A 25,286-nucleotide genomic window follows, 5' to 3' on the forward strand; every position below is an offset into this window, starting at 1 on the left:
CTCACTTGAGGTTGAGGTGGCGCAGCGTCGAGTAGAGGTCCATCACGCCGAGGGCGAGCGGCAGCACCACGGCGATGCAGATCGCCTCGATGATTTCCACGGTGCGCCGCAGCGGCGGCGAGAAGCGCTGGTCCGGGAAGATCACGCCGACCACGAGAGCGGCCGCGGCGATCAGGATCAGCGCGCCGAAGACGTACAGCAGCCGCTGCTCCGCGGTGGCGGAGAAGAACAGCCAGCCGAGCAGGATGCCCGCCGCGGCGACCATGCCGGTGGTGAGCAGCGCGATGGCCTGCGCGCCGTTGGCGTAGGCGCGGGCGCGCAGCAGCAGGACCAGCGTGGCGATGATGCCGAGGATGATGCCGAAGGCGTTCGGCGCGGTGGCCGCGAGGACCGCCGCGACGGCCGTGGTCGCGCCGCAGCCGATCATCAGGCCGGTCATGTAGTCGTGCGCGACCGCGGTGCGCTGCTCGATCGCCTTGTAGTCCGGGAAGCCGGAGTCTTCCTTGAGTTCCTCGGCGGTGCTCGGCACGTACGGCAGCGGCAGCTTGGCGAGCCAGATGGTGGCGCGCGGCAGGAACGAGATGCAGCCCAACGCGACGGCGACCGTGCCCGCCGCGACCGCCGCGGTGTCGGCGCTGGTCACGAGGGTCGCGACGAGGAAGGCGAGCGCGCCGAACACGCCCGCGGTGGCGGTGGCGATGAAGACCCGGATGCCCGCGCCGACGACGAGGATGCAGACCGCCGAGACGATCAGCACCAGCACCGCGCCGAGCAGCAGGTTCGCCCGGACCGACAGGCCGGGCACGATGTAGAACCCGCTCACGAAGGCCAGCGGGAGGCCGCCCGCGGAGGCGATCAGCACGCCGGTGGCCTCGGCCTGGTAGGCCTTGGTGAGCGTGGCGCCGATCGCGACGCAGGCGATCGCGCCGAGTCCGCCCGCGATCGCCGGGCCGAGCGCGGAACCGCCGTAGAGGGAACCGCTGAAGAACAGGGCCAGCGCGGAGAAGAACAGGGCGAGCCCGCCCGCGGTGTGGCCGAACCGGCGCGCGGTTTCCTTCGTCCACGGACGGAAGGTGTCCGGGTCGGCCTCCGCGATGGCGTCGACCACGTCGTCGTACATCGGCGGCGGCGGGTTCTCGTTGCGCTTGCGCAGCTGCAGCAGCTCGCCGTCGACCACGCCGAGGGACGCGAGCGTCCGGCTCGGGTCGAGCGGGGCGTCGCCGAGCTTGGCCAGCGCCCAGCCGCCGTGCCGGGCCCCGCCGTCCGGAGTGACCTCCTTGGCCATCTCCAGAAGCATGGGCAGCAGGTCGGCCACCGCCACGTCGGCCGGAAGCGCGACGTCGATGCGTGTCGTCGGTGCGACCACCGTGACCCTGCTGAATACCGTCGTGCCCGTTGCCACTAGATCCCCCGCTCTGAAGAGTCAGCTCCCGGGGGAACTTATACCGAACCTGGTGACAGGTTTCAGCGCGTCTCCGCAAATCATCGGCGAAAGTACCCGTCCAGGCCTGGTTGGGCCATACCGACCAGCGGGTTCGTCCGCCTGGTCCGATAACTGTCGGTGGCGGTCCTTACACTCGGGCGCACTGGGAGGACGGGTCCCGCCGGGGCCCGAGGAGGGGGTGTGAGATGCCGATCCTGGAGTTGGCCGGATTTCCGGGGCGACGTTCGATAGGTTGTCCCGCGCACCCGGGTGCAGGCGTCGAGCAGGAATAGAGGGGTCCTTCGAGATGAGCACGCTGCAGTTCAAGAAGTCGCCGCGGCTGGCCGCGCCGCGCCCGCCCGGCGGCGAGGTGCATCTCGAGCCGCCGCCCGAGGTGCCCCGGACGATCCCGGGAAGCATCGTCGCCAAGGCGATTCCGGGCGTGATGATCTTCGCGTCGCTCGGGATGATGGTTTTCATGTTCACGGCGGGCGGCGCGAAAAACCCGACCACGATCATGATGAGCGGCATGATGCTGATGGGCACCGTCGGCATGCTCGCGGGCGGCGGCGGCAAGGGCGGCGGCCAGAAGAAAGCCGAGATGGACGAGGACCGCAAGGACTACCTGCGGTATCTCGGCCAGATGCGCGATCGCGCCCGCGAGGCGATGGTCGACCAGCGCGCCGCGCTCGAATGGGTGCACCCGGACCCGCAGTCGCTGTGGTCGCTCGCGGCCAGCCGCCGGATGTGGGAGCGCAGGCAGAACGACCAGGACTTCCTGCACCTGCGCGTCGGCCGGAGCTCGCACCGCCTCGCCACCCGGCTGGTCCCGCCCCAGACCGGCCCGGTGGACGAACTGGAGCCGATCGCCACCCTCGCGCTGCGCCGGTTCGTGCGCGCGCACTCGATCGTGCCGGACCTGCCCACCCAGATCACCCTCCGCGGGTTCGCGGCGGTCAGCATGCAGGGCGAGCGGCACCGCACCCGTGCGCTGACCCGCGCGATGCTGGCCCAGCTGGTCGCTTTCCACAGCCCGGACGACGTCATGATCGCGGTCGCCACCGCGGGCCGGGCGAAGGAAGAGTGGGAGTGGGCGAAGTGGCTCCCGCACGCACAGCACCCCACGCTGTCCGACGGCATCGGCCAGCTGCGCATGATGGCGGGCTCGCTCAAGCAGATCGAAGACTGGCTGGACGAGGAGCTGCGCGACCGGCAGCGGTTCTCCCGCAACGCGACGCCCGCGCCGGACCAGCCGCACGTCGTGATCATCATCGACGACGCCGAGGTCACCCGCGAGGAGCAGATCATCCTCGAGGAGGGCCTGGTCGGCGTCACCCTGGTCGACCTTTCCGACTCGATCGGCAACCTCGCCGCGCGGCGCGGCCTGCGGCTCGTGGTCGAGGAGGAGCGGCTCGGTGCGCGCAGCGCGGGCGGGGTCGAGTGGTTCGGCCGTCCGGACAGCCTCAGCGTGGTCGAGGTCGAGGCGCTGGCCCGGCTCATCGCGCCGTACCGCGTCGGCGGGGGCGGCGGAGCGGACGTCAGCGAGGAAGAGCCGCTGCTGTCCAACCCGTCGCTGCTGGAACTGCTCGGCATTCCGGGCGACCCGATGACGTTCGACGTCCAGCAGGCGTGGCGGCCCCGGCCGATCCGCGACCGCTACCGCGTCCCGTTCGGCGTCGGCGAGTACGGCCAGCCGGTGGAACTGGACATCAAGGAAGCCGCGGCCGAGGGCATGGGCCCGCACGGCCTGTGCATCGGGGCGACCGGTTCCGGTAAGTCGGAGTTCCTCCGCACCCTGGTGCTGGGCATGCTGGCCACGCACTCGTCGAGCACGCTGAACTTCGTCCTCGTCGACTTCAAGGGTGGCGCGACGTTCCTGGGCCTGGACAAGGCCCCGCACGTGTCCGCGGTCATCACCAACCTCGCGGACGAGGTCACGCTGGTCGACCGCATGAAGGACGCGCTGGCGGGCGAGATGAACCGCCGCCAGGAAGCGCTGAAGAACGGCGGCAACTTCAAGAACGTCTGGGAGTACGAGAAGGCCCGCGAGAACGGAGCCGACCTCGACCCGCTGCCCGCGCTGTTCATCGTCTGTGACGAGTTCTCCGAACTGCTGGCGGCGAAGCCGGACTTCATCGACCTGTTCGTCGCCATCGGCCGGCTGGGCCGGTCGCTGCAGATGCACATGCTTCTCGCGTCGCAGCGGCTGGAAGAGGGCAAGCTGCGCGGTCTCGACTCGCACCTGTCCTACCGGATCGGCCTGAAGACGTTCTCCGCGGCGGAATCCCGCGCGGCGATCGGCGTGCCGGACGCGTTCGAGCTGCCGTCGGTCCCCGGTGGCGGTTACCTGAAGTACGACACCTCGACGCTGGTGCGGTTCAAGGCTTCCTACGTCTCGGGCCCGTACCGGCCCGCGGGCATCAAGGCGGCCGGCCCGGCCGCCACGGTGGTGCGCGCGGACAAGCGGCCGCAGCTGTTCGTGCCGGACTTCGTGGAACTGCCGAAGGAACCCGAGCCGGAACCGGTCGTCGAGGAAGAGGCTCCGAAGAAGCAGGAGTCCGAAGAGGCTGTCGAGCCCAGCGAACTGGACGTCATCGTCAGCCGCCTGATCGGGCAGGGCCCGCCGGCGCACGAGGTGTGGCTGCCGCCGCTGAACGAGCCGAACTCGCTCGACACGATGCTGCCGAACCTCAACCCCACCGACGACCGCGGTCTGTCCCCGGTCGGGTTCTTCGGCAACGGCAGGCTGCAGGTGCCGATGGGCATCGTCGACCGGCCGTACGAGCAGCGGCGCGACCTGCTGTGGGCGGACTTCTCCGGTGCGCAGGGCCACGGCGTCATCGCGGGCGGACCGCAGTCGGGCAAGTCGACCATGCTCCGGACGCTGATCATGTCGATGGCGCTCACCCACACCCCCGAGGAAGCGCAGTTCTACTGCCTCGACCTCGGTGGCGGCACCCTCGCCGGCCTCGCGGACCTTCCGCACGTCGGCGGGGTTGCGGTGGCCCGGCGCGAGCCGGACAAGGCGCGCCGGATCGTGGCCGAGCTGACCACGCTGCTGACCGAGCGCGAAGGCCGGTTCGGCGCGCTGGGCGTCGACTCGATGACGGAGTTCCGCAACCGGAAGCGCCGCGGCGAGATCACGCCGGAGCAGGACGCGTTCGGCGACGCGTTCCTGATCGTGGACAACTGGCGGGCGCTGCGCGACGACTTCGAGGAGCTCGAGACGTCGATCACCCGGCTGGCCACGCAGGGTCTGGCCTACGGCGTCCACGTGATCATCTCGGCGAACCGGTGGGCCGACCTCCGGCCCGCGATCAAGGACATGCTCGGCACCCGGTTCGAGCTGCGCCTCGGTGACCCGACCGAGTCCGAAATGGACCGCCGGATCGCGGTCAACGTCCCGGCCGGGCGGCCGGGACGCGGGCTCACCCGCGACAAGCTGCACCTGCTCACCGGCCTGCCGCGGATCGACGGGTCGAGCGATCCGGAGACGGTCGCGGCGGGCGTCGCGGACGCGGTCGCGAAGATCCGCGGGGCGTGGCGCGGCCGGGTGGCTCCGCAGGTGCGCCTGCTGCCGGAGATGATCACCTACGAAGAGGTCCTGCGGATCGACCAGAAGCGGGACACGAAGCTCGTCCCGATCGGCGTCAACGAGGAAGACCTGCAGCCGATCTACCTGGACTTCGACGCGGACCCGCACTTCTTCGCGTTCGCCGACGGCGAGTCCGGCAAGACGAACCTGCTGCGGCAGATCGCGCGCGGCATCACCGAGCGCTACACGCCGCAGGAGGCCGTGATCCTGCTGGTCGACTACCGGCGCACGATGCTCGGGTTCCTCGAGGGCGATTCGCTGCTCGGCTACGCGGTTTCGTCGGCGCAGCTGGACAGCATGGTCCAGGACGTGCACGGGTCGATGACGCGGCGGCTGCCGGGTCCGGACGTCACCCAGGAGCAGCTGAAGACCCGGTCCTGGTGGACCGGTCCGGAGCTGTTCGTCCTGGTCGACGACTACGACCTGGTGGCGACGCAGTCCACCAACCCGCTCAAGCCGCTGTCGGAGTTCCTCGCCCAGGCGAAGGACGTCGGCCTGCACTTGATCGTGGTCCGGCGCACCGGTGGCGCGTCGCGGGCGGCGTACGACCCGGTCATCGGCAAGCTCAAGGAGCTCGCGGCCACCGGCATGGTGATGAACGGTTCCCGCGACGAGGGCAACCTGATCGGCAACATCCGGCCGAGCGCCATGCCGCCGGGCCGGGGCAACATGCTGAGCCGCAAGAACGGGAAGCAGCTCGTGCAGGTGTCGTGGATCCAGCCCGACTGACCGACCGGGGAGCCGTCGCGGTTGACGGAAGGGGTGCCCGGTGACGGTGCGGGTCGCGGTCGACTTCGGGACCTCGAGCACCTGCGTCGTCGTGTCGGTCAACGGCCGCGAGCCGCAGGTCGTGGTGATCGACGGGCAGCCGCTGATGTCCTCGGCGGTGTACGCGGCGTCCGACGGCACCCTGTTCGTCGGCCAGGAGGCCGAGCGGCAGGCGGCCGTCGACCCGTCGCGGTACGAGCCGAATCCGAAGCGGCGGATCGACGAGGGCGATCTGCTGCTCGGCGATTCGGTGCTGCGGGTCATCGACGTCGTGCACGCGGTGCTGGACCGGGCGGTCGCCGAGGCGCGGCGCGTCGCGGGCGACGTCGAGGTGGATCTGCTGGTGCTCACCCACCCGGCGGACTGGGGCGCGATCCGCACCCGGCTGCTGCGCCAGGCCGCGGGCAGGCTGGCGCGCGAGGTGGCGCTGGTGCCGGAACCGGTGGCCGCGGCGGTGTACCACGCGGCCACCTTCGCCCCGGAGGCTTCGCCGGGCGGTCGGACGGTCGAGTTCTCCGGCCGTCCTGGCGACGCGCTGGCGGTGCTCGACCTCGGCGGCGGCACGGTCGACGTCAGCGTCGTCCAGCGGTCGCCGGAGGCCGCGCGCGCGGCCCGGGTGCCGGGTGCGCCGCCGCAGCGGGGCGGGTTCCAGGTGCTGGCCACGCGAGGCGATCCGAGCTTCGGCGGGGCCGACATCGACCAGGCGTTGCTGGAGCACGTCGGGTCGCTGGTGTCCGGCACGGATCCGCAGGCGTGGCAGCAACTCGTCGAAGGCCGCGAGCTGGCTGAGCGCCGGCGGCGCCGGGTGCTGCGCCAGGACGTCCGTGGCGCGAAAGAAACGCTGTCGCGGCACACGTACACCGATGTGCCGTTGCCGCCGCCGTTCGCGGACGCGCACGTGACGCGGGTGGACCTGGAACGGCTGATCGCGGCTCCGCTCGGCCGGGTGGTCGAGCTGACCAGTGCCGCGATCGCGGACTCCGGCCTGCGTCCCAAACAGCTCGCGGCGATCTTCCTCGTCGGCGGTTCGAGCCGGATCCCGATGATCTCCCGGCTCGTGCACGAGCGCACCGGCGTGGTGCCGACGAGTCTGGACCAGCCCGAGACGGTCGTGGCACGCGGCGCGCTCCGGGCGGTGCTGCTGGAACCGGACCGCACCGGCGTGCTGCCCGGTTCGTCGATCCCGGGGCACTCCGAGCACCGCACCGAGATCGTCCGGGGAGACGCGCCGATCCGCCGTGGTCCGCCGCCGGCGCCGAACGCACTGAACGCGCCGCCGCGGAGCGCTCCGGCGCAGCCGTTGCCGCCGCGCGGGTTCTCGCCCGCCGATGCGGCCAGGGGACCGCAAAGCGCGCCGTTCGGCGTCGCGGTGCCCGCCGGTCCGAGTCCATTGCAGACTGGACCGGGCAAGAACTCGTTGGGACAGAACAGTTCCGCGAACGGCGGGTTCACCGCTCCCGGCGCGGACGCCGCGGGCGACTCCGGCGAAAAGGCGAAGAAACGCCGTCGGCTGTGGTTGATCACCGCGGCGGTGGCGGTCGTGGCGCTGATCGCAGGCGGAGTCGTCTACTTCGTCAGCAGCGGAGACAGCTCCGATCAAGGCCGTTCGTTCTCCCAGTACGACTTCAGCCTCGTCGCGCCCAACGACTGGATCCAGACCACCGACGAGGTCGCCGACCGGCAGGTCATCCTGCACCCGCAGGACGCCGCCAAAGGCAACGATCTCGTGCTCGCGCAGGAGTTCGTGATGGACTACGACGCGACGGCCGACCGGCAGAAACTCGTCGACGCCTTGCGGTCCGGGGTCAGCGGAAACGCGAACTACACTGCGTTCCAGCCTGATCTGACTTACGGTGGCCGGAACGTGATCGGCTACGTCGAGAGCAAACCGGAACGGATTACCGTCCGCTGGTATGTGCTCGTGCAGGGCCGGATCCGCGTGCACGTCGGCTGCCAGTACCAATCACCCGCGGTGCAGCAGCGCGTCGACGCCGCGTGCGAGCAAGTCGTGCGCACGCTGAAGATCACCAGCTGAAGGAGCGCACGTGGCCTCCGTTCCGGAATCCGCGCCGGCGGCCTTCACCCGAGCCGGACAGGACGCCGTCACCTTCTCGCGCCGCGTCGCGGGCACCGCGCTCGCGCGCAGCGAACGGCACCGCAATGAGAACCGGGAATTGCTGAAGGAGTTCGGCAGGCGGCGGCTTTCCGGCGCCGCGGAACCCGCGCCGTCCGCGTTGCGCGGGGCGGCCCGCCGGTTCCGCGCGGCCCGCGGATTGCCGATGCCGGCCGAGCCCGTCGCGCCCGAGCCGGTTCCCCTTCGTCCGGAGATTCCGCCCGAACAGACACGGACGAGTGAAGAGGACGAGGACTTTTCGCAGTCGCGAATCATGAGCCGGGACTCCTGAAAGTTTCCGGGAACCGGCTGTGCGTGTGCTAACCACGCTGGTGGACAAGGTTTTTTCGGGGTCGCCGGCACGCCGTTCACCCGGCCGTTGCCGACCGGTTCCCTGATGGCGCGTTCACGCAAGCAACTACTTGCGAAGAAGTCGCGACAAGTGTGAACCGAACTGGCAATGTCTTCGTCGTAGGTGCAGTGCCGGAAACACCAGCCGGCGCGCACAACCACTGACGAAGGGGGTAGCTCCCATGGCTGCTGGCGGTTTCACTGGGGATCCGAAGGAATTCACCGCGGCGGAAGGGCGCGTCGTCGACGCGACCAGCCGGATGAACAAGAACCTGAGCGACCTGCGCTCCAACATCGAAGCGACCCGCGCGGGCTGGGAAGGCGACGCCCAGCGTGCCTTCGACAACGTCATGCGCCGCTTTGACGACTGCGGTCGCGGCCTGAACGACGCGCTGCACCGCATCGGTGAGCTGCTCCAGGAAGCGGGATCCACCTACGCCAAGAGCGAAGCGGCTCAGCACGAGCACATCAACTCGCTCAACAAGGGCTTCGGCGTTCTCGGCTGATCCAGTTCTTTTCCGTTCCAGATTCGCCTCCATCTTTCATTCTTTCTTCTGACAGGAGTTCGACATGCCTGACGGCCGCATTGTTGTTGATCCGGGTACCATCCACCGCGCCGCTGAGGACTGCACCGCCACCGGTGGCGAGCTGCGCACCCTCTTCGACAACCTGCAGAGCGACCTCGCTCCGCTGACCAACAGCTGGACCGGTGAAGCGAAGGACCAGTACCACCAGGCCCAGAACGAGTGGAACCAGAAGTTCGAGGAGTTCGGTCAGCTTCTCGCGCAGATCGCCGCTGTGCTGCCGCAGATCGCGGACGGCTACACGGCGACGGACCGCTCGGTGCAGAACCTGTTCTGAGCCACGCTCCGAAACCACGGCGGGCCAGGCACCTTCGGGTGTCGGCCCGCCGTTTTCGTTTTCGGGAAAGGCTTTCGCCGGGGGGCGATGGAATATTCTGCCCGCCGTCGAGTGCGCTGCCCGGGCTGAAAGCTCCGGTTCCGGAACGACTCTCGCCGCTCAGTGCGGAGCGCCGACGGAATATTCTGGCTTGTCGTTAAGCACGCGCACGGTGACCTTCTTCGGCTGTCCGCCGACCTGCACCGTGCAGTCGAAAGTGGTGCCGTTCTCGATCGTCTGGCCGGAGGGACAAGCGACGTTCTTCACGTCCGGCTCGCCGTAGCTCTCGTTGAGAACTCGGGAAACGCCTTCCTGCAACGACTTCTGGTCAAGGGTGTCCCCGCGGAACACTCCGGTCGCCCACGCGATCCCGCCCGCCGCGGCGAGCACCACGACGACCGCTCCGGCGATCAGGAACGGTTTCTTCGACCGCGGTTTTCCCGGCTTGGCAGCGGAAAACGCGCCGAGCCCGCCGTATTCGGACGGCTGGAACCCGCCGCCGTAAGGGTTTCCTCCCGGCGGCTGCTGCGCCGGGGTCGACTGGCTCTGCGGCTGACCGTAGGGCTGGGCCGGATAACCCTGCTGCGGATACTGTCCCGGCGGGTACTGCCCCTGCGGAAACTGTTGCTGCGCCGGAGGTTGCGCCCACTGCCCTTGCTGGCCGGAACTGTCCACTCCGGACGGATAACCCGGCTGCTGCGGCGCGTTCGTCCCCGGCTGCCACCACTGCGGCTGCCCCTGCGGGTACTGGTCGGGAGGCTGGGTCATCAGTGCTCACCTCGGAGATCGATCGGCGGAAGGGCGCGCATCAGCGACCCTGCAGTTCGCCGAGCCTGCGGTAGAAGTCCTGTTTGGCCGCGTCGTCCGCGAGGACGGTGACCTGCGAGGCGTCCGGCACCGTCGGCAGGTCCGAGGAGGTGGCCTCTCCGGTGAACTTGAACTCGTAGCGCAGTTCGACCTTGTGCCCGTCGCCCTCGAACTTGGCTCCCATGGTGAACGCGGCGAGCGAGCCGTCCGGCTTGAGCGTGATCGTGCTCGGCACGACGGCCTTGCGCAGTTCCGGCCCGACCTGGTTGAGCACCTTGTCCGGGAGCAGTTCGACGCGCCGGTCGAGGAAGATCGGGAACGGCACGTTCACGGTCAGCTGCTCGGTGCCGTCCGCGGAGCTCTTGGCGCCGCGCAGCGCTTTCTTGTCCGCCTTGTACGCGCTGTCGACCGCGTCGCCCATCTTGCACGCGATCTGCACCCCGCCCCACGCGCACGGCTGGACGAGCCCGGCCTCCGGCTTGGGCATCGACACCCACGGTGTCGGCGCGAGCGTTTTGTAGGCCGGGCCGAGGTAGAGGTACTCGACGGCGCCGTCGGCCGGGGTGAACGAGTCGAGGAACTCGTTGGGGTTCTTCTGCGACCGGTTGTGCACGATCCGGCTCTCCGGGCTGCCGGTGCGCGCGGAGGTGACGATGTTGTGCAGGTACTTGTCGTCGAACTTGAAGTACCGGTCCGCGGAGTTGGTCACATTGCGCGGCTCGACGATCGTGTCCGCGAGCTTCGACATGGCCTTCTCGAACTTCGCGCCGACGTACGCGGCGGCCTGGTCGCCGTCGGGCAGCGCGGTGCCGGCGCGGGCCTGCCCGCACGCGGCCGCGAGAGCCAGCACGGCGGCGACGGCTCCCGCTGTCCGTGCGGCTCGGATCGTCCTCGCTCGTGTCTTCAACTGCTGTCCCCAGGTGCTCGTCGTGCTCGCGCGTCCGCGCGTCGGAATCGTCTCATCCTGGTTCGACCCGCGCGGCGGCGTGGTGGTTCCGGGAACCGGTCGGGTACGCTGTGACCGGCCGACGAGGCGCCTTCGCACCCCCGCTGCACAAGAGGCGGGACCACAGGGGTATCTTCATATGTCGTTGTGCGTTGCGGCGCGTCAGCGCTCGGCCCGCACATTACCCACACGCAATGACGACGAGGTAGACCCTTGCCCACGTACAGCCCCAAGCCCGGCGACGTCACTCGTGCCTGGCACGTGATCGACGCCGAGGATGTCGTGCTCGGACGGCTCGCGACCGAGGTCGCCACGCTGCTGCGCGGCAAGCACAAGCCGACCTACGCCCCGCACGTGGACACCGGTGACTTCGTCATCATCGTCAACGCCGAGAAGGTCGCTCTCACCGGTAACAAGCGCGAGCAGAAGTTCGCGTACCGGCACAGCGGTTACCCCGGCGGTCTGCGGAAGCGCTCCTTCGGCGAGCTGCTCGACACCAAGCCTGAGCACCTCGTTGAGAAGGTGGTCAAGGGCATGCTGCCGAAGAACAAGCTCGGCCGCGCCATGGCCAAGAAGCTGAAGGTGTACGCCGGCCCGCAGCACCCGCACGCCGCGCAGCAGCCGCAGGCGCGCGAGATCACCAAGATCGCGCAGGTCGCGCAGTGAGTGAGGAACAGTTGACCAGCACCGAGACCGAGGTCGTCGCTTCGACCGAGACCCCCGCCGAGGCCGTGGCGACCAGCGAGTCCGCCGCCGCCCCGCGCCCGTCGCGTGCCGCCGGTGGCAACGCGCAGACGGTCGGCCGCCGCAAGGAGGCCGTGGTCCGCGTCCGCGTCGTGCCGGGTACCGGTGAGTTCAAGCTCAACGGCAAGTCGCTCGAGCAGTACTTCCCGAACAAGGTGCACCAGCAGCTCATCAAGGAGCCGCTCGTCACCGTCGAGAAGCCGGACTCCTTCGACATCTTCGCCAACCTCAAGGGCGGCGGGATCTCGGGCCAGGCGGGCGCGCTGCGTCTCGCCATCGCCCGTGCGCTGGTCGAGGTCGACGCCGACGACCGCCCGGCCCTGAAGAAGGCCGGCTTCCTGACCCGTGACGCGCGCGCCACGGAGCGGAAGAAGTACGGCCTCAAGAAGGCCCGCAAGGCCCCGCAGTACTCCAAGCGCTGATGCTTCGTTCGTGGGCGAACCCTGCTCGCGCCTGACGGCGCTTCGCCGGGCTCGCTCCGCGATCACATTGGGGGTCGAACCCCCAAGCCCCCGCCAGGGGCAAGCCCCTGGACCCCGGCGGCGCACGTAGGTCTCACCTCGTGTGCCGCCGGTTGCGTTTTCTGCCCCGTCACCCCTGTCTTCAGCTGGGCGGTCGCGTCTCGGGGCTAGACTTCCGGTCTTGCAGTTCGAGGAGAGGGATCAGATGGCTCGACTGTTCGGCACCGACGGGGTACGCGGTCTGGCCAATGCCGACCTGTCCCCGGAGCTGGCCCTGTCGGTCGCGGCGAGCGCCGCCCGAGTGCTGGCGGCGCACGACCGTTCGCACCGTCCGGTGGCCGTGGTCGGCCGCGACCCGCGCGCCAGCGGCGAGATGCTGGAGGCCGCCGTGGTGGCGGGCCTCGCGTCGGCCGGTGCGGACGTCCTGCGGCTCGGCGTGCTGCCGACGCCCGCCGTCGCGTACCTCGTCGGTGCGCTGGAAGCGGACCTCGGCGTGATGATCTCCGCCTCGCACAACCCCATGCCGGACAACGGCATCAAGCTCTTCGCCGCCGGCGGGCACAAACTGCCGGACAGCATCGAGGACGAGATCGAATCCGGCCTCGACGCGACCGGCGTCACCCGCCCGACCGGCGACGGGGTCGGCCGCGTCACCGACGTCCCGGACGCGCTCGACAAGTACATCGAGCACCTGGTCGCCGCGACGCCGCATCCGCTGGCCGGCCTGAAGGTCGTGGTGGACTGCGCGAACGGCGCGTCGTCCGCGGCCGCCCCGGAGGCGTACCGCCGGGCAGGCGCCGAGGTCGTGGCCCTGCACGCGGAGCCGGACGGCATCAACATCAACGACAGCTGTGGCTCAAACCACCCTGACCTGCTGCGCGCGGCAGTCGTCGAACACGGTGCCGACCTCGGGATCGGCCACGACGGAGACGCCGACCGCTGCGTGGCGGTCGACGCCGCGGGCGAACTGGTGGACGGCGACCAGATCATGGCCGTCCTGGCGCTGGCGCTGGCCGAAGAGGGTGCGCTGGTGAAGGACACCCTGGTCGCGACTGTGATGAGCAACCTCGGCCTGCACCTGGCGATGAAGGCACACGGCATCACGGTCGTCACGACCGCGGTGGGTGACCGCTACGTGCTGGAGGAACTGCGCGCCTCGGGCCTGGCCCTCGGCGGCGAACAGTCCGGCCACGTGGTCCTCCCCGCCCACGCCACCACCGGCGACGGCCTCCTGACCGCGATGCGCCTGATGGCCCGGATGGCCGCGACGGGCAAACCGCTCGCAGAACTGGCCGCGGTGATGAACCGGCTGCCGCAGGTCCTGGTCAACGTCCCGGTCGCGGACAAAGCGGCGGTGGCAGGCTCCGCCGAGGTCCGCGACGCGGTCGGCGAGGTCGAAGCGGAACTCGGCGAGGAGGGGCGGGTTCTGCTGCGCCCGTCGGGAACCGAACAGCTGGTGCGGGTCATGGTCGAAGCCCCGGCCCACGCCACGGCCCAGGCCGCGGCGGACCGGCTGGCTGGGGTCGTGTCCGCGGTCTCCTGACCGAACTGCCCGAATCGCTGCGCCCCTCGTCACTCTCCGGGTACATTCCGTAGACGAGTGTCCGGCACCGCCGACGGCTTCCGTGCGTCCAAGGTCCGGAAGAACTCGGCAGTCGAGGAGGGGCGAGCGTGGGGAACCGACAGAACGTCGATCCGCAGATGCTGGAAACGGCGGGCGGATTTGTCCGGGACGCGGCGAAGGACCGTCTGCAGACGACGCTGCCCGCGTTGAAGCAGATGCAGATCACCGAGGCGGACTTCGGGCGCAAGCACCACGGCTCGTTCCAGCTGTACAAGACCGGCATCGAAGCGGTCGGCAAATGCGTCGACAGCTACGTGAAGGCGTCTGAGGACTTCGGGAACAACCTCGGGTCGGCGAGCAAGAAGTACACCGCCAACGAGGCGAGCAGCTCGGACTCCATCACGAAGAGCGGCAAACGCTGATGGCCGAGCGCAACGGGACTATCCCGTCCTTCCAAGAGTTCCAGCAGTTGATGAACGACCCCAGCGTTCCCGATAACACCAAACGGGGTCTGGCGCTTCGCTACTTCGACTACGTCGAGGACGAAGAAGAAGAGGGCGACGCGCAGAGTTACGGCTTCCAAGGGGACGAGGACCGCAACCACTGGCGGGACTTCTACAAGAAACGGTTCAACATCTCCGAAGGGGATATGGACTGGGAGACGTCGAGCGCTGGCGACGTCGACAAGTGGTACAGCATGGCGAAGGGCGACGCCGACAAAGGCGCGAAGGCGGCGCAGGACAAGCAGCAGCAGGCGGTCGACGGCGACAAGCAGAAGCTGAAGGACCAAGGGGCTAAGAACACTGACACCGACCCGGGTGTCGCGAACTCCAACGAGATCCTCGACCTCGGCGTCTCGGGTCTGCAGCCGTTCCGGAACCTGCTGCCGCTCTACAACCGCGCCCGCGGTCTCGTCGCGCAGAACCTGCCGGAGCACCCGTTCCAGCCGCACGTCGGCGACCCGTTCGACGAGCAGCGGGACATCCCGTTCGACAAATTCAAGGCCGCTGCCAAGGAATTGACGGATGTCAACGCGTCCATTGTGGACGCCGCAGCCGACCAGGACAACCGGATGGCGACCGTGTTCGCCAACTGGTCGGGCAACGCGCGGGATTCGGCTCAGCAGTCCTGGAAGGGGATCACCGACGGCACCAAGGCCGTCGAGCAGACCCTGAAGGACGGGGCGGGCCTGATCGACCGCAGCATCGCCTCGATCGCGAAGCTGATCCGGGCGAAATGCCAGTGGCTGCAGGAGTACTACATCACCGAGTACCCCACCAAGGGGCAGTTCTCGCCCGGCGACATCGATCGGTTGATCCGGGTCGCCGAGATGGGCCGCAACGCGAGCGACGACGACTTCAAGCACTTCGTCCGGTTCATGCCCGAAGACTTGAAGAACACCGTCAACGGAGACAAGTGCGACCTCGGCGACGACACCAAGGACGCCGGGCAGGAGTGGGCCAAGAAGTGGCTCGCCGGGTTCTGCGGGTTCATGGACAAGCACGTCACGAACTGGCAGCAGGTCTGCGAGCACACGCGCACGAGCGTCGACCAGGTGTGGAACGAGCTGGGCGCTTCGCTGGGCAAGGCTCGCGAGGATCTCTTCACCACGTCGTCGAAGCCCGCTGACCAGGGCGGCGGCAAGCAGTCCGACGGGGGCGGCCAGCAGACCACGCCGTCGTCCTCCGGCGGCGGTGGCAAGGACTCGGGAATGCCGAGCACCGGCGGCTCCGGGCCGACCCCGGCCGCAGCGCAGACGCCCAAGATGCCGGAGACTCCGCAAACCCAGCCGCAGTCTGCGGAGGGGCTCAACCCGGTCACTCACCAGCCGCTCGAGGTCGATCCGAAGACCGGGCAGCCGTATCCGATCGATCCGAAGACGGGCGCGGCGCTCAAGCCCGAAGAGCCCGAGACGATGACCGTCGAGCACGACGGGCACAAGATCTCCATGTCCGAACCCGGCAAGGACGGGCACATGGGGATCAGCGTCGACGACGGCACGGGCAAGCAGAAGACCTACGACCTCGACTTCGGCGACCAGGCAAAGCCGGACGCGACGCAGCCGCCGGGGACTCCGGTGCCCGGGCAGCAGCACCCGGACCCGGCGACCGGGTTCGGACCGCAGGGCCACGACGGTGCGCAAAGCCACGACGGTGCGCAAGGGACCGGCCAGGGCCACGACGGAGCCCCGGGCCAGGACGCCGCGAAGAACCAGGACGGCGCGCAGAAGTACCAGCCGGGTCCGGACGGCAAGATCCACATCCAGGACGGCAAGCTGTCGATCGTGGCCGAACGGCCGTCTGGAGCCGACGGCCCGACGGTCGTGACGATCGACGACGGCTCGGGCCATCCCACGAAGTACACCCTCGGTGACGACGGTGCGCTCAACCCCAGCGGCCACACCGCCGGCGGTGGAGCCGCGGTCGGGGGGCAGGCCACGCCGGGCGGACCGACGCCTCCCGGAACGCCGGTGCCGGACGCAGCGGCAGCAGCGGGCCAGCCGGTCGCCGCTGCCGCGAACCAGGCTGTCCCGGACCAGGTCGCCGCACAGGGCCACCAGGTCGTTCCCGAGCAGCCCGCTGCGCAGAGCCACCAGGCTGCTCCTGACCAGCCCGCTGCGCAGGAGCACCGGATCGTCCCGGGCGAGCCGCCGTCGCACGAACTGCCGGTGACTCACGAGCCAGCGAGCGCGCCCGCCGCGGCGGCGTCGGGACCGGACGAGTCGACTACCGCCCAATCGGTGCTCGACCCGTTCTCCTCCGACCCCGGCATCGGCACCGTTCCGCACGACGGCCTCGGCGACACCGCCGACCCGATGGCCGCTTCGGCAGGCGACGCTCCGCCGACCGACACCTCGCAGCTCGGCACCGCGCCGGTGCACCACGACGCGACCGGTTCCGGAACTCCGGCCATGATGGGCGGGGGCATGATGGGCGGGCTCGGCAACGCGCCGGGCGGCGGGCAGGAGCAGGAACGTTCGTCGAGCGCGTACCGGGTCGACGGCGGTCTTTTCGGTTCGCAGTCCAACTCGAACCGGATCAGCGGGTCGTTGCTCGACGACGATCAGCCTGGCCGTTAGGACGGGGGAGGACGCGGTGAGCAGCGAAGACCTGGGGGCGGGATTCCGCCACAAGATGGCTCAGATCGAACGCGAGGCGGAGGAACGGCTCGCGTTGATCGGCAGCCGGGTCCGCAAAGACCTCAAGGAAAGCAAAGAGGCCAGCGACAAGCAGTTGCGCACCGTCGGCCAGGTGATCGTCCGCGTGCAGGAGAGCGCTCGTCGCGCGGCGAAGGCCGGCGGTTGGGTGATGGAGTCGACGGTCGGCGACAAGGCCAAGGGCGAGGTCAGCTTCGGTTTCGAAGACGACGAAGCGGAGAAGGAACGTCGCGTGGACTACCCGGCGGCCGAGCCTGCTCCGCAGCGGCCGAGCACGCCTCCGCCGGCTCCCGTTCCGGCGCCGCCCGCGGCTCCGTCGGGGCGGCATCGTCGCGGCGTGCACCACGACGAGGACGACTTCACGAACACCGACTGGTTGGCTACCTGATCAGGCAGCCGGTTCCTCGTCCTCCGGAACCTCGATCGGCGCTCGCTTCACATCCGCGTCCAGCAGCGGCAGGTACTTGTCCGTCCCGGTCAAATGCGTGAGAAAGAACGCAGTGAACAGCGCCTTCGTCAGCTGCTGAGTCGCCCGCTGCGGTTTGCCTTGCAGCAGCAGCTGGCTCCAGTGCCGACCCTCGGTCACCGCGAGGTGGGAGGACTTCGCCAGCGTCCGCAGTTGCACCGGACCGGCCCACGCCTGGGCGATCGCGTCCGCGTGGCCGACTGCCGGGGCGACCAGGTCGCCGTCCACGGCCAGGTGCAGGCCGGGGGCGCTGATCAGCTTCGCGGCATCCGTCGCGGGCGGGAAGGTCTGTGCCGCGGCTACCGTCGCCACTGCGCGGACCTTCGGGCGGGCGTCGTCGCCTGCTCCGGCGGACTGGGCGGCTGCCAGCACTGCCGAACCGCCGCCGGTGGAGTGGCCTGCCAGGCCCAGTTTCTCCGGGTCGACGCTGATGCCGTCCGGGCCGAGGCGGACCGTGGTGACGATGTCGAGCGTCGTCAGCAGGTCGCCGGCCAGCAGGCGGTGCGACGGGAGCGGGCCGAGCTGGGTGGCGGGGGCCGCGGCGACCACGCCCCAGCTCGCGAGGTGGTGCAGGAGTTGCCGGTAGCGGGTGGTCGGCTGCATCCAGCCGTGCCCGAACGCGATGGCGGGCAGGCCAAGGCCTTGGCGCGGGGTGAACACGACGCCGGGCAGTCCGACCAGGGCGAGGTTGCCGCGCACAACCTCGTGGGGTCCCGGGTGGGACAGCTCCGTGAGCAGCTGCTTGGGCTTGCTGGCCATGCGCGTGACCTTACTGCCCGTGCCCCTCCCCGGCCCGGTGCGCCACCCCGATCGGTTTAGGGGTCGGCCGCCACACTGCGCGAAGACCCGGTCAACGGTTGTCCGGGATGTCGCCCGCCCAGCTCAGCGGCATTGAAAACCCCGCTCTAGGGACCGGAGTAGGGGACTGGACTTGTCTCGTTACGCTAGTTCGCGTGTGTGGAATCGTGGGATACGTCGGACACCGCCCGGCTCTGGACGTCGTGCTCGGTGGGCTCCGCCGCATGGAATACCGGGGTTACGACTCGGCGGGCGTGGCGGTGCTGGACGGTGCCGGCGCGCTGACCGTCGAGCGCAAGGCCGGCCGGCTGGCCAACCTGGAGGCCCGGCTCGACGAGGTCGGCCGCGACGCGTTCGAGGGCACCGCGGGCATGGGCCACACCCGCTGGGCCACGCACGGGGCTCCGATCGACCGCAACTCGCATCCGCACCGGGACACCACCGGCCGCGTCGCGGTGGTGCACAACGGGATCATCGAGAACTTCGCCGCGTTGCGCGCCGAGCTCGAGGCCGCGGGCATCGAGATGGCCAGCGACACCGACACCGAAACCGCCGCGCACCTGGTTTCCCTCGCCTACGCGGAGGGCGACACCAAGGGCGACCTGCCGGCCAGCGTCGCCGCGGTGTGCCGACGGCTGGAGGGCGCGTTCACCCTCGTCGTGACGCACGCGGACGAGCCGGACACGATCGTCGCCGCGCGCCGGTCGTCGCCGCTGGTGGTCGGGGTCGGCGAGGGCGAGCACTTCGTCGCGTCCGACGTCGCGGCGTTCATCGAGCACACCCGCGAGGCCGTCGAACTGGGGCAGGACCAGCTGGTCGTCATCACCCGCGACGGCTACCAGGTCACCGACTTCCACGGCGACGCCGCGCAGGCCAAGCCGTTCACCGTCGACTGGGACCTGTCGGCCGCCGAGAAGGGCGGCCACGAGTACTTCATGCTCAAGGAGATCGAGGAGCAGCCGGAGGCGCTGGCGAACACGCTGCGCGGGCACTTCGAGGCCGGCCGGATCATCCTCGACGAGCAGCGCATTTCCGACCAGGACCTGCGCGACGTCGACAAGGTCTTCGTCATCGCCTGCGGTTCGGCGTATCACTCCGGGCTCGTCGCGAAGTACGCCATCGAGCACTGGTGCCGGCTGCCGGTCGAGGTGGAGCTGGCCTCGGAGTTCCGCTACCGCGACCCGGTTCTCGACCGCGACACGCTCGTCGTCGCCGTCTCCCAGTCCGGCGAGACCGCGGACACCCTCGAAGCCGTGCGGCACGCGCGCGAGCAGAAGGCCCGCGTGCTCGCGGTCTGCAACACCAACGGCGCGCAGATTCCGCGCGAGTCCGACGCCGTGCTGTACACGCACGCCGGGCCGGAGATCGGGGTCGCGTCGACCAAGGCGTTCCTCGCGCAGATCGCCGCGAACTACCTCGTCGGCCTCGCGCTGGCGCAGGCACGCGGCACGAAGTACCCGGACGAGGTCGCCCGCGAGTTCGCCGAGCTGGAAGCGATGCCGGCCGCGGTGCAGAAGGTGCTGTCCACTGTGGAGCCGACGCGCGAGATCGCGCGGCGCATCTCCGACTCGCGCGCGGTGCTGTTCCTCGGCCGCCACGTCGGGTTCCCGGTGGCGCTGGAAGGCGCGTTGAAGCTGAAGGAACTCGCGTACATGCACGCGGAGGGTTTCGCGGCGGGCGAGCTGAAGCACGGTCCGATCGCGCTGATCGAGGAGGGCCTGCCGGTCGTCGTCGTGATGCCGTCGCCGAAGGGCCGCGCGGTGCTGCACTCGAAGCTGGTGTCGAACATCAGCGAGATCCAGGCGCGGGGTGCGCGCACGATCGTGATCGCCGAGGAGGGCGACGAGACCGTGCGCCCGTTCGCCGACGAACTCATCGAGGTGCCCGCGGTGCCGACGCTGCTGCAGCCGCTGGTTTCCACCGTTCCGCTGCAGGTGCTGGCCGCGGAGATCGCGAGTTCGCGCGGGTACGACATCGACAAGCCGCGTAACCTGGCGAAGTCCGTCACCGTGGAGTAGGGAGCCGCCGCCGTGCAGGGAATCTGGACTACAGAACGGATTCGCGCGGCGGAGGACCTGCTGCTCGCGCGCACTCCGGACGGCGAGCTGATGCGTCGCGCCTCCTTCGGCCTCGCTGCCGAGGTGGCCGGGTTGCTGGCCGAGGACACCGGCGGTGTCTCCGGTCGGCGGGTGGTGCTGCTGGTCGGCTCGGGCAACAATGGCGGCGATGCGTTGTGGGCTGGCGCTTTCCTGCGTCGGCGCGGGGTTGCGGTGGCCGCGGTATTGCTGAAGCCGGAGAAGGCTCATCCGGCGGGATTGGCCGCGCTGCGGCGATCCGGCGGTCGGGTGGTGTCCATAGCGGACAGTCCACAGTGGATCGAACGGGCGGACGTCGTCGTGGACGGCATCGTCGGCATTTCGGCTCGCGGCCCGTTGCGTCCGGAAGCGGCCGAGCTGGTCGCGCGGATCGAAGCGCCGGTGGTGGCGGTGGATCTGCCGAGCGGCGTCGATCCGGACACCGGTGCGGTCGACGGTCCACACGTCACCGCCGCGCGCACGGTCACTTTCGGGGCGCTCAAGCCCGCGCACGTGCTGGCCCCGGAGGAATGCGGCGAGGTCGTGCTGGTGGACATCGGCCTGCGGCCCTGGCTGGACGAGCCGGATCTGCAGCGCCTTGACCTGGCCGACGTCGCCGAGGCGTGGCCGATCCCCGGTCCGGAGGACGACAAATACACCCAGGGCGTAGTCGGGATCGCGGCCGGATCGGCGACCTACCCCGGCGCGGCGGTGCTCGCGTCCGGTTCCGCGGTGCGCGCGACGGCGGGCATGGTCCGCTACGCCGGACACGCCGCGGACGTCGTGCGCTCGCGCTGGCCGGAGATCGTCGCGACCGGCTCTGTCACCGACGCTGGCCGGGTGCAGGCGTGGGTGGTCGGCCCGGGCATCGGCACCGGCGGCGAGGGTCGCGAGATCCTGCGGCACATCCTCGGCCAGGGCGTCCCGGTTTGTGCGGACGCCGACGCCACCACGATCATCGCGAACACCCCCGAAGTCCTCGACGCCCGCGACCCGGACACTCCGCTCGTGCTCACCCCGCACGCCGGCGAGTACGAACGCCTGATGGGCCGCCGCCCGGGCGCGGATCGGGTCGCCGCGGCGCGGGAAGCGGCGAAGAAGTACGACGCGGTTGTGCTGTTGAAAGGCCACTGCACGGTCGTCGCCGCTCCGAACGGCCGCGTCGCGGTGAACACCCCACGCGGGTCGTGGCTGGCCACCGCTGGTTCCGGCGACGTGCTGACCGGCCTGGTCGGGTCGCTGCTGGCCGCCGGGCTCGATCCGTGGCTGGCCGCCGCGGCCGCCGCGCAGGTGCATTCGCTGGCCGGGGCGCTCGCCGCCGATGACGTGCCGACGTCGGCGTCCGGTCTGGTCGATGCCATTCCCGCCGCGCTGCGGTTGGTTCGCGCGACCGCCCGCTGACCAAAGCTTCCCCCAATGTGGCATTGGGGTCTTCTCAGTAGTGCGGTGTGGTGGCGGGTTCGCGGCAGCGTTGCTGGCCAGGGGATGCGGTGCATCGCCTGGTGAGACAAGCTGCGTGGCTCGGTGCCCGCGAAAGGTACGTGAGGGGAACCCTGAGGGAATCTGATTCCCTCAGGGTTCCCCTCACGTACCTCGACCTCCGCGACCAGCGCGCGCCAGACCTGTCAACGAGGGCGAGCACCCCGCACGCAGCTGAGAAGACCCATGGGGGCGCCGCGAAGGTGACCCAGGAGTTATCGAGTTACGTGTTAACTCGGCTCGCGATATCTGGTAAGAACAAGATGTGAGTCGAGACACGCCAGGACGGCCGAAGACGCGCCCGTCCGACGCCGCGGTGGAGCAGCGGCGCCAGGAGATCCTCGACTACGTCATTGACCAGGGCGAAGTCCGCATCGACGACCTCACCGCGCGGTTCGGCGTGAGCCTCATGACGATGCACCGCGACCTGGACGAGCTCGCCGCCAAGCGGTTGCTCCGGAAGCTGCGCGGCAAGGTCGAGGCGTATCCCGCGCTCACCATGGAGACCGCCAGCCGGTTCACGCTGCACTCGGCCGAGAAGGAAGCCCTCGCGGATCTCGCGATCCAGCAGGTCGAGCCCGGCCAGGCGGTGTTCGTCGACGACTCCACCACGCTGTTTCCGCTGGTCGAGCGGCTGGCCCGGATCGAGCGCCTCACCGTCATCACCAACTCGCTGCAGGCCGCGCGGCTGCTGGGCACCGGCGTCGACGTGGTCCTCGCCGGCGGGCATTACCACCCCGAGTACGACTCCTGCTCCGGTCCCGACGTGCTCGCGCTGCTCGAGCGCATTCGCGTGGACATCGCGTTCGTCTCGGTGAGCGCGGTCGCGGTGGGCAGGCTGTTCCACCCGGTCCGCGACTACGCCGAGCTGAAGAAGGCCGTGCTGCGCGCCGCGAACCGCAATGTGCTGGTGCTCGACCACTCGAAGTTCGGCCGCACCGCGACGTACGCGCACGGCACTGTCGGCGATTACGACCTCCTGATCACCAGCGAAGCCACTCCCACCGAGGAGATCGAGGCGGCGCTGAACGAAGGCACGGCGGTCGAGGCCGCGGAGTACGTCGAGGAGGGGCAGCCCTATGACAGCTGAGCTGGTGGCCGGGGTCGATTCGTCGACCCAGTCGACCAAGGTCGTGGTCTGCGACGCACGCACCGGCGAGGTCGTGCGTACGGGCCGCGCACCGCATCCGGACGGCACCGAGGTCGACCCCGCAGCGTGGGCGCAAGCGTTTGCGGACGCCACTCGCGACGTCCTCGACGGGGTCAAGGCAATCGGCGTCGGCGGGCAGCAGCACGGCATGGTCACGCTCGACGAGGCCGGCGAGGTCGTCCGGCCCGCGTTGCTGTGGAACGACACCCGCTCCGCGCAGGCGGCCAAAGACCTCACCGACGAACTGGGCGGACCCGGTGTCTGGGCGAAGTCGGTCGGGCTGGTGCCGGTCGCGAGCTTCACCGTCACCAAGCTCCGCTGGCTCGCCGAGCACGAACCGGAGAACGCCGACCGCGTCGCGCGCGTCCTGCTGCCGCACGACTGGCTGACCTGGCGGCTGCTCGGTCGCCCGGAAACCGCGGTGACCGACCGCGGCGACGCCTCCGGCACCGGGTATTTCTCGCCGACGGACAACACTTACCGGCACGACGTCCTCGCGCACGCGTTCGGCGGCCGCACCCCGGATCTGCCGACGGTGCTCGGCCCGTCCGACGTCGCCGGGCACACCAGCGACGGCATGCTCGTCTCCGCGGGCACCGGCGACAACATGGCCGCCGCCCTCGCGCTCGAACTGGCTCCGGGCGACGCGGTGATCTCGATCGGCACCAGCGGCACGGTTTTCGGCGTCACCGAGACCGGCGCGGCGGACGCGAGCGGCCTGGTCGCCGGATTCGCCGACGCCACCGGCCGGTTCCTCCCGCTGACCGCCGCCCTCAACGCCGCGCGCGTGCTCACCGCGGGCGCGGCGATGCTCGGCGTCGACCTGGCCGAATTCGACCGGCTCGCGCTGTCCGCCGAACCGGGTGCGGGCGGGCTCACGCTGCTGCCGTACCTCGACGGCGAGCGCACCCCGAACCTGCCCGGCGCGACCGGTTCGCTGCACGGTCTGACCAGGGCGAACATGACGCCGGAGAACGTCGCGCGGGCCACTGTCGAGGGCATGGTCTGCGGGTTGGCCGCCGGGCTCGACGCGGTGCGCGCGCAGGGCATGGCGGTGAAGCGCGTGCTGCTCATCGGCGGCGGCGCGCAGTCCGCCGCGGTGCGGGCGATCGCGCCGATCGTGCTCGGCCTGCCCGTCGTGATCCCCGAGGTCGGCGAGTACGTCGCGCTCGGCGCCGCGCGGCAGGCCGCCTGGGCGCTCGCGGGCACCGCTGAGCCGCCGACCTGGCACGGAACCGAAAACCGGCTCGAACTGGGCGAGCCGACCGGGGCACTACGCGCCGCGGGCATCGAGATCCAGCAACGCCACCTCGAGGCGCGCGAGGCCGCGCACGGGGTTTCCGCGAAATTGGGAGAGGACTGACCGATGGCCAGCATCACCTACGACAAGGCGACCCGGCGCTACTCCGGGACCGAGCGTCCCGCGGTCGACGCGCTGGACCTGGAGATCGCCGACGGCGAGTTCCTCGTGCTGGTCGGGCCGTCGGGCTCGGGCAAGTCCACCGCGCTGCGGATGCTCGCGGGCCTGGAGGACATCGACGACGGCGCGGTCTGGATCGGCGACCGCGACGTCACCCAGCTGCCGCCGCGTTCGCGCGACATCGCGATGGTGTTCCAGAACTACGCGCTGTACCCGCACATGACGGTCGCGCAGAACATGGGCTTCGCGCTGAAGATCGCCGGGCGGCCCGCGTCGGAGATCAAGCAGAAGGTGCTCGACGCGGCGAAGCTGCTGGACATCGAGCAGTACCTGGACCGCAAGCCGAAGGCGCTGTCCGGCGGTCAGCGCCAGCGCGTCGCGATGGGCCGCGCGATCGTGCGCGAGCCGCAGGTCTTCCTCATGGACGAGCCGCTGTCGAACCTCGACGCGAAGCTGCGCGTTTCGACCCGTACGCAGATCGCCGCGCTGCAGCGCCGGCTCGGCGTCACCACCGTGTACGTGACCCACGACCAGGTCGAGGCCATGACGATGGGTGACCGCGTCGCGGTGCTGTCGGACGGTCTGCTGCAGCAGTGCGACACCCCGCGCGCCCTGTACGACCGGCCCGCAAACGTTTTCGTCGCGGGCTTCATCGGCTCCCCGGCGATGAACCTGGTCGCCGCGAAGCTCACCGCGGACGGCGCCGAGGTCGGCGGCGTGCAGGTGCCGCTCAAGCCCGAGGTCCGGTCCGCGGCCGACGGCGACACGGTCACCATCGGTTTCCGCCCGGAGTCGCTGGAGGTCACCACCGACACCGCCGGCTCGCTGCCGATCAAGGTCGAACTGGTCGAGGAGCTGGGCTCGGACGCCTACGTCTACGGCAAGCTCGGCGCCGGCGTCGAGGAGAGCGCCGAGGGTTCGTCACGCAACGTGGTCGCCCGCGTCGACCCGCGTACGCCCCCCGGCATGGGCGACACCCTGCACCTGCGAATCCGTCCGGACGAGCTGCACGTGTTCTCCGGCACGTCCGGGCAGCGTCTCTCCTGAGCCGATAGCGTGGGAAACTGGC

General features: G+C 70.1%; 20 protein-coding genes. 16 read left to right on the top strand and 4 right to left on the bottom strand.

What is annotated here, in order from left to right:
• Position 1 precedes the first annotated feature (1 nt).
• Positions 2-1,402 (bottom strand): type VII secretion integral membrane protein EccD, encoded by a 1,401-nt coding sequence (eccD, locus tag PUT80_RS09460; protein WP_037816249.1) that lies wholly within the window; start codon positions 1,400-1,402, stop codon positions 2-4.
• Positions 1,403-1,730: 328 nt separating this feature from the next.
• Between eccD and eccCa the strand changes: the two genes are divergently transcribed.
• From eccCa to PUT80_RS09485, 5 genes are all read left to right on the top strand, one after another.
• Positions 1,731-5,747 (top strand): type VII secretion protein EccCa, encoded by a 4,017-nt coding sequence (eccCa, locus tag PUT80_RS09465; protein ID WP_275291637.1) that lies wholly within the window; start codon positions 1,731-1,733, stop codon positions 5,745-5,747.
• Positions 5,748-5,787: 40 nt separating this feature from the next.
• Positions 5,788-7,821 (top strand): type VII secretion-associated protein, encoded by a 2,034-nt coding sequence (locus tag PUT80_RS09470; protein WP_275291638.1) that lies wholly within the window; start codon positions 5,788-5,790, stop codon positions 7,819-7,821.
• Between the two features lie 10 nt (positions 7,822-7,831).
• Positions 7,832-8,191 (top strand): hypothetical protein, encoded by a 360-nt coding sequence (locus PUT80_RS09475; protein ID WP_275291639.1) that lies wholly within the window; start codon positions 7,832-7,834, stop codon positions 8,189-8,191.
• A 241-nt stretch (positions 8,192-8,432) separates the two neighbouring features.
• Entirely contained in the window at positions 8,433-8,756 is a 324-nt protein-coding gene (locus tag PUT80_RS09480) for a WXG100 family type VII secretion target (protein ID WP_009072357.1), read from the top strand.
• Positions 8,757-8,820: 64 nt separating this feature from the next.
• A complete protein-coding gene (locus PUT80_RS09485; protein ID WP_037816245.1) occupies positions 8,821-9,111 on the top strand; it encodes a WXG100 family type VII secretion target in 291 nt (96 codons plus the stop codon).
• A gap of 159 nt (positions 9,112-9,270) precedes the next feature.
• On the opposite strand, the gene PUT80_RS09490 is transcribed toward PUT80_RS09485, so the two are convergent.
• Positions 9,271-9,918 carry a DUF4333 domain-containing protein gene (locus PUT80_RS09490; protein ID WP_275291640.1) on the bottom strand — a complete coding sequence of 216 codons (648 nt, stop codon included), beginning with the start codon at positions 9,916-9,918 and terminating at the stop codon, positions 9,271-9,273.
• Positions 9,919-9,958: 40 nt separating this feature from the next.
• Complete coding sequence (locus PUT80_RS09495) at positions 9,959-10,807, bottom strand: hypothetical protein (protein WP_275291641.1); 849 nt, start codon at positions 10,805-10,807, stop codon at positions 9,959-9,961.
• Between the two features lie 309 nt (positions 10,808-11,116).
• On the opposite strand from PUT80_RS09495, the gene rplM reads away from it, so the two are divergent.
• From rplM to PUT80_RS09525, 6 genes are all read left to right on the top strand, one after another.
• Positions 11,117-11,569 (top strand): 50S ribosomal protein L13, encoded by a 453-nt coding sequence (gene rplM / locus PUT80_RS09500; RefSeq protein WP_009072361.1) that lies wholly within the window; start codon positions 11,117-11,119, stop codon positions 11,567-11,569.
• A gap of 11 nt (positions 11,570-11,580) precedes the next feature.
• Entirely contained in the window at positions 11,581-12,069 is a 489-nt protein-coding gene (rpsI, locus tag PUT80_RS09505) for a 30S ribosomal protein S9 (RefSeq protein WP_037816243.1), read from the top strand.
• A 244-nt stretch (positions 12,070-12,313) separates the two neighbouring features.
• Entirely contained in the window at positions 12,314-13,651 is a 1,338-nt protein-coding gene (glmM, locus tag PUT80_RS09510) for a phosphoglucosamine mutase (RefSeq protein WP_037816242.1), read from the top strand.
• Positions 13,652-13,779: 128 nt separating this feature from the next.
• Complete coding sequence (locus PUT80_RS09515) at positions 13,780-14,094, top strand: hypothetical protein (protein ID WP_235146890.1); 315 nt, start codon at positions 13,780-13,782, stop codon at positions 14,092-14,094.
• Positions 14,094-16,751, top strand: a complete 2,658-nt coding sequence (locus PUT80_RS09520) for a hypothetical protein (protein ID WP_275291642.1) — start codon at positions 14,094-14,096, stop codon at positions 16,749-16,751. Before PUT80_RS09515 ends, PUT80_RS09520 begins: the two co-directional genes overlap by 1 nt.
• Positions 16,752-16,767: 16 nt before the next feature.
• Positions 16,768-17,217, top strand: a complete 450-nt coding sequence (locus PUT80_RS09525; RefSeq protein WP_275291643.1) for a hypothetical protein — start codon at positions 16,768-16,770, stop codon at positions 17,215-17,217.
• Here the strand turns inward: PUT80_RS09525 and PUT80_RS09530 are convergent, their stop codons facing one another.
• On the bottom strand, positions 17,218-18,054 hold the full coding sequence (locus PUT80_RS09530) for an alpha/beta hydrolase (RefSeq protein ID WP_275291644.1): 837 nt from the start codon (positions 18,052-18,054) through the stop codon (positions 17,218-17,220).
• Between the two features lie 194 nt (positions 18,055-18,248).
• Between PUT80_RS09530 and glmS the strand changes: the two genes are divergently transcribed.
• The 5 genes from glmS to ugpC all read left to right on the top strand — a co-directional run bounded on the left by glmS (position 18,249) and on the right by ugpC (position 25,264).
• Positions 18,249-20,111, top strand: coding sequence for a glutamine--fructose-6-phosphate transaminase (isomerizing) (glmS, locus tag PUT80_RS09535; RefSeq protein ID WP_037816238.1), 1,863 nt, complete (start codon positions 18,249-18,251; stop codon positions 20,109-20,111).
• Positions 20,112-20,123: 12 nt separating this feature from the next.
• Positions 20,124-21,569 carry an NAD(P)H-hydrate dehydratase gene (locus tag PUT80_RS09540; RefSeq protein WP_275291646.1) on the top strand — a complete coding sequence of 482 codons (1,446 nt, stop codon included), beginning with the start codon at positions 20,124-20,126 and terminating at the stop codon, positions 21,567-21,569.
• Positions 21,570-21,912: 343 nt separating this feature from the next.
• On the top strand, positions 21,913-22,737 hold the full coding sequence (locus tag PUT80_RS09545) for a DeoR/GlpR family DNA-binding transcription regulator (protein WP_275291647.1): 825 nt from the start codon (positions 21,913-21,915) through the stop codon (positions 22,735-22,737).
• Complete coding sequence (gene xylB / locus PUT80_RS09550; RefSeq protein ID WP_043835269.1) at positions 22,727-24,160, top strand: xylulokinase; 1,434 nt, start codon at positions 22,727-22,729, stop codon at positions 24,158-24,160. Before PUT80_RS09545 ends, xylB begins: the two co-directional genes overlap by 11 nt.
• A 3-nt stretch (positions 24,161-24,163) precedes the next feature.
• Positions 24,164-25,264, top strand: coding sequence for a sn-glycerol-3-phosphate ABC transporter ATP-binding protein UgpC (ugpC, locus tag PUT80_RS09555; RefSeq protein ID WP_037816234.1), 1,101 nt, complete (start codon positions 24,164-24,166; stop codon positions 25,262-25,264).
• The last annotated feature ends 22 nt before the right edge of the window (positions 25,265-25,286 follow it).

The organism is Amycolatopsis sp. La24 (assembly GCF_029087445.1).
Classification (GTDB): domain Bacteria; phylum Actinomycetota; class Actinomycetes; order Mycobacteriales; family Pseudonocardiaceae; genus Amycolatopsis; species Amycolatopsis nivea.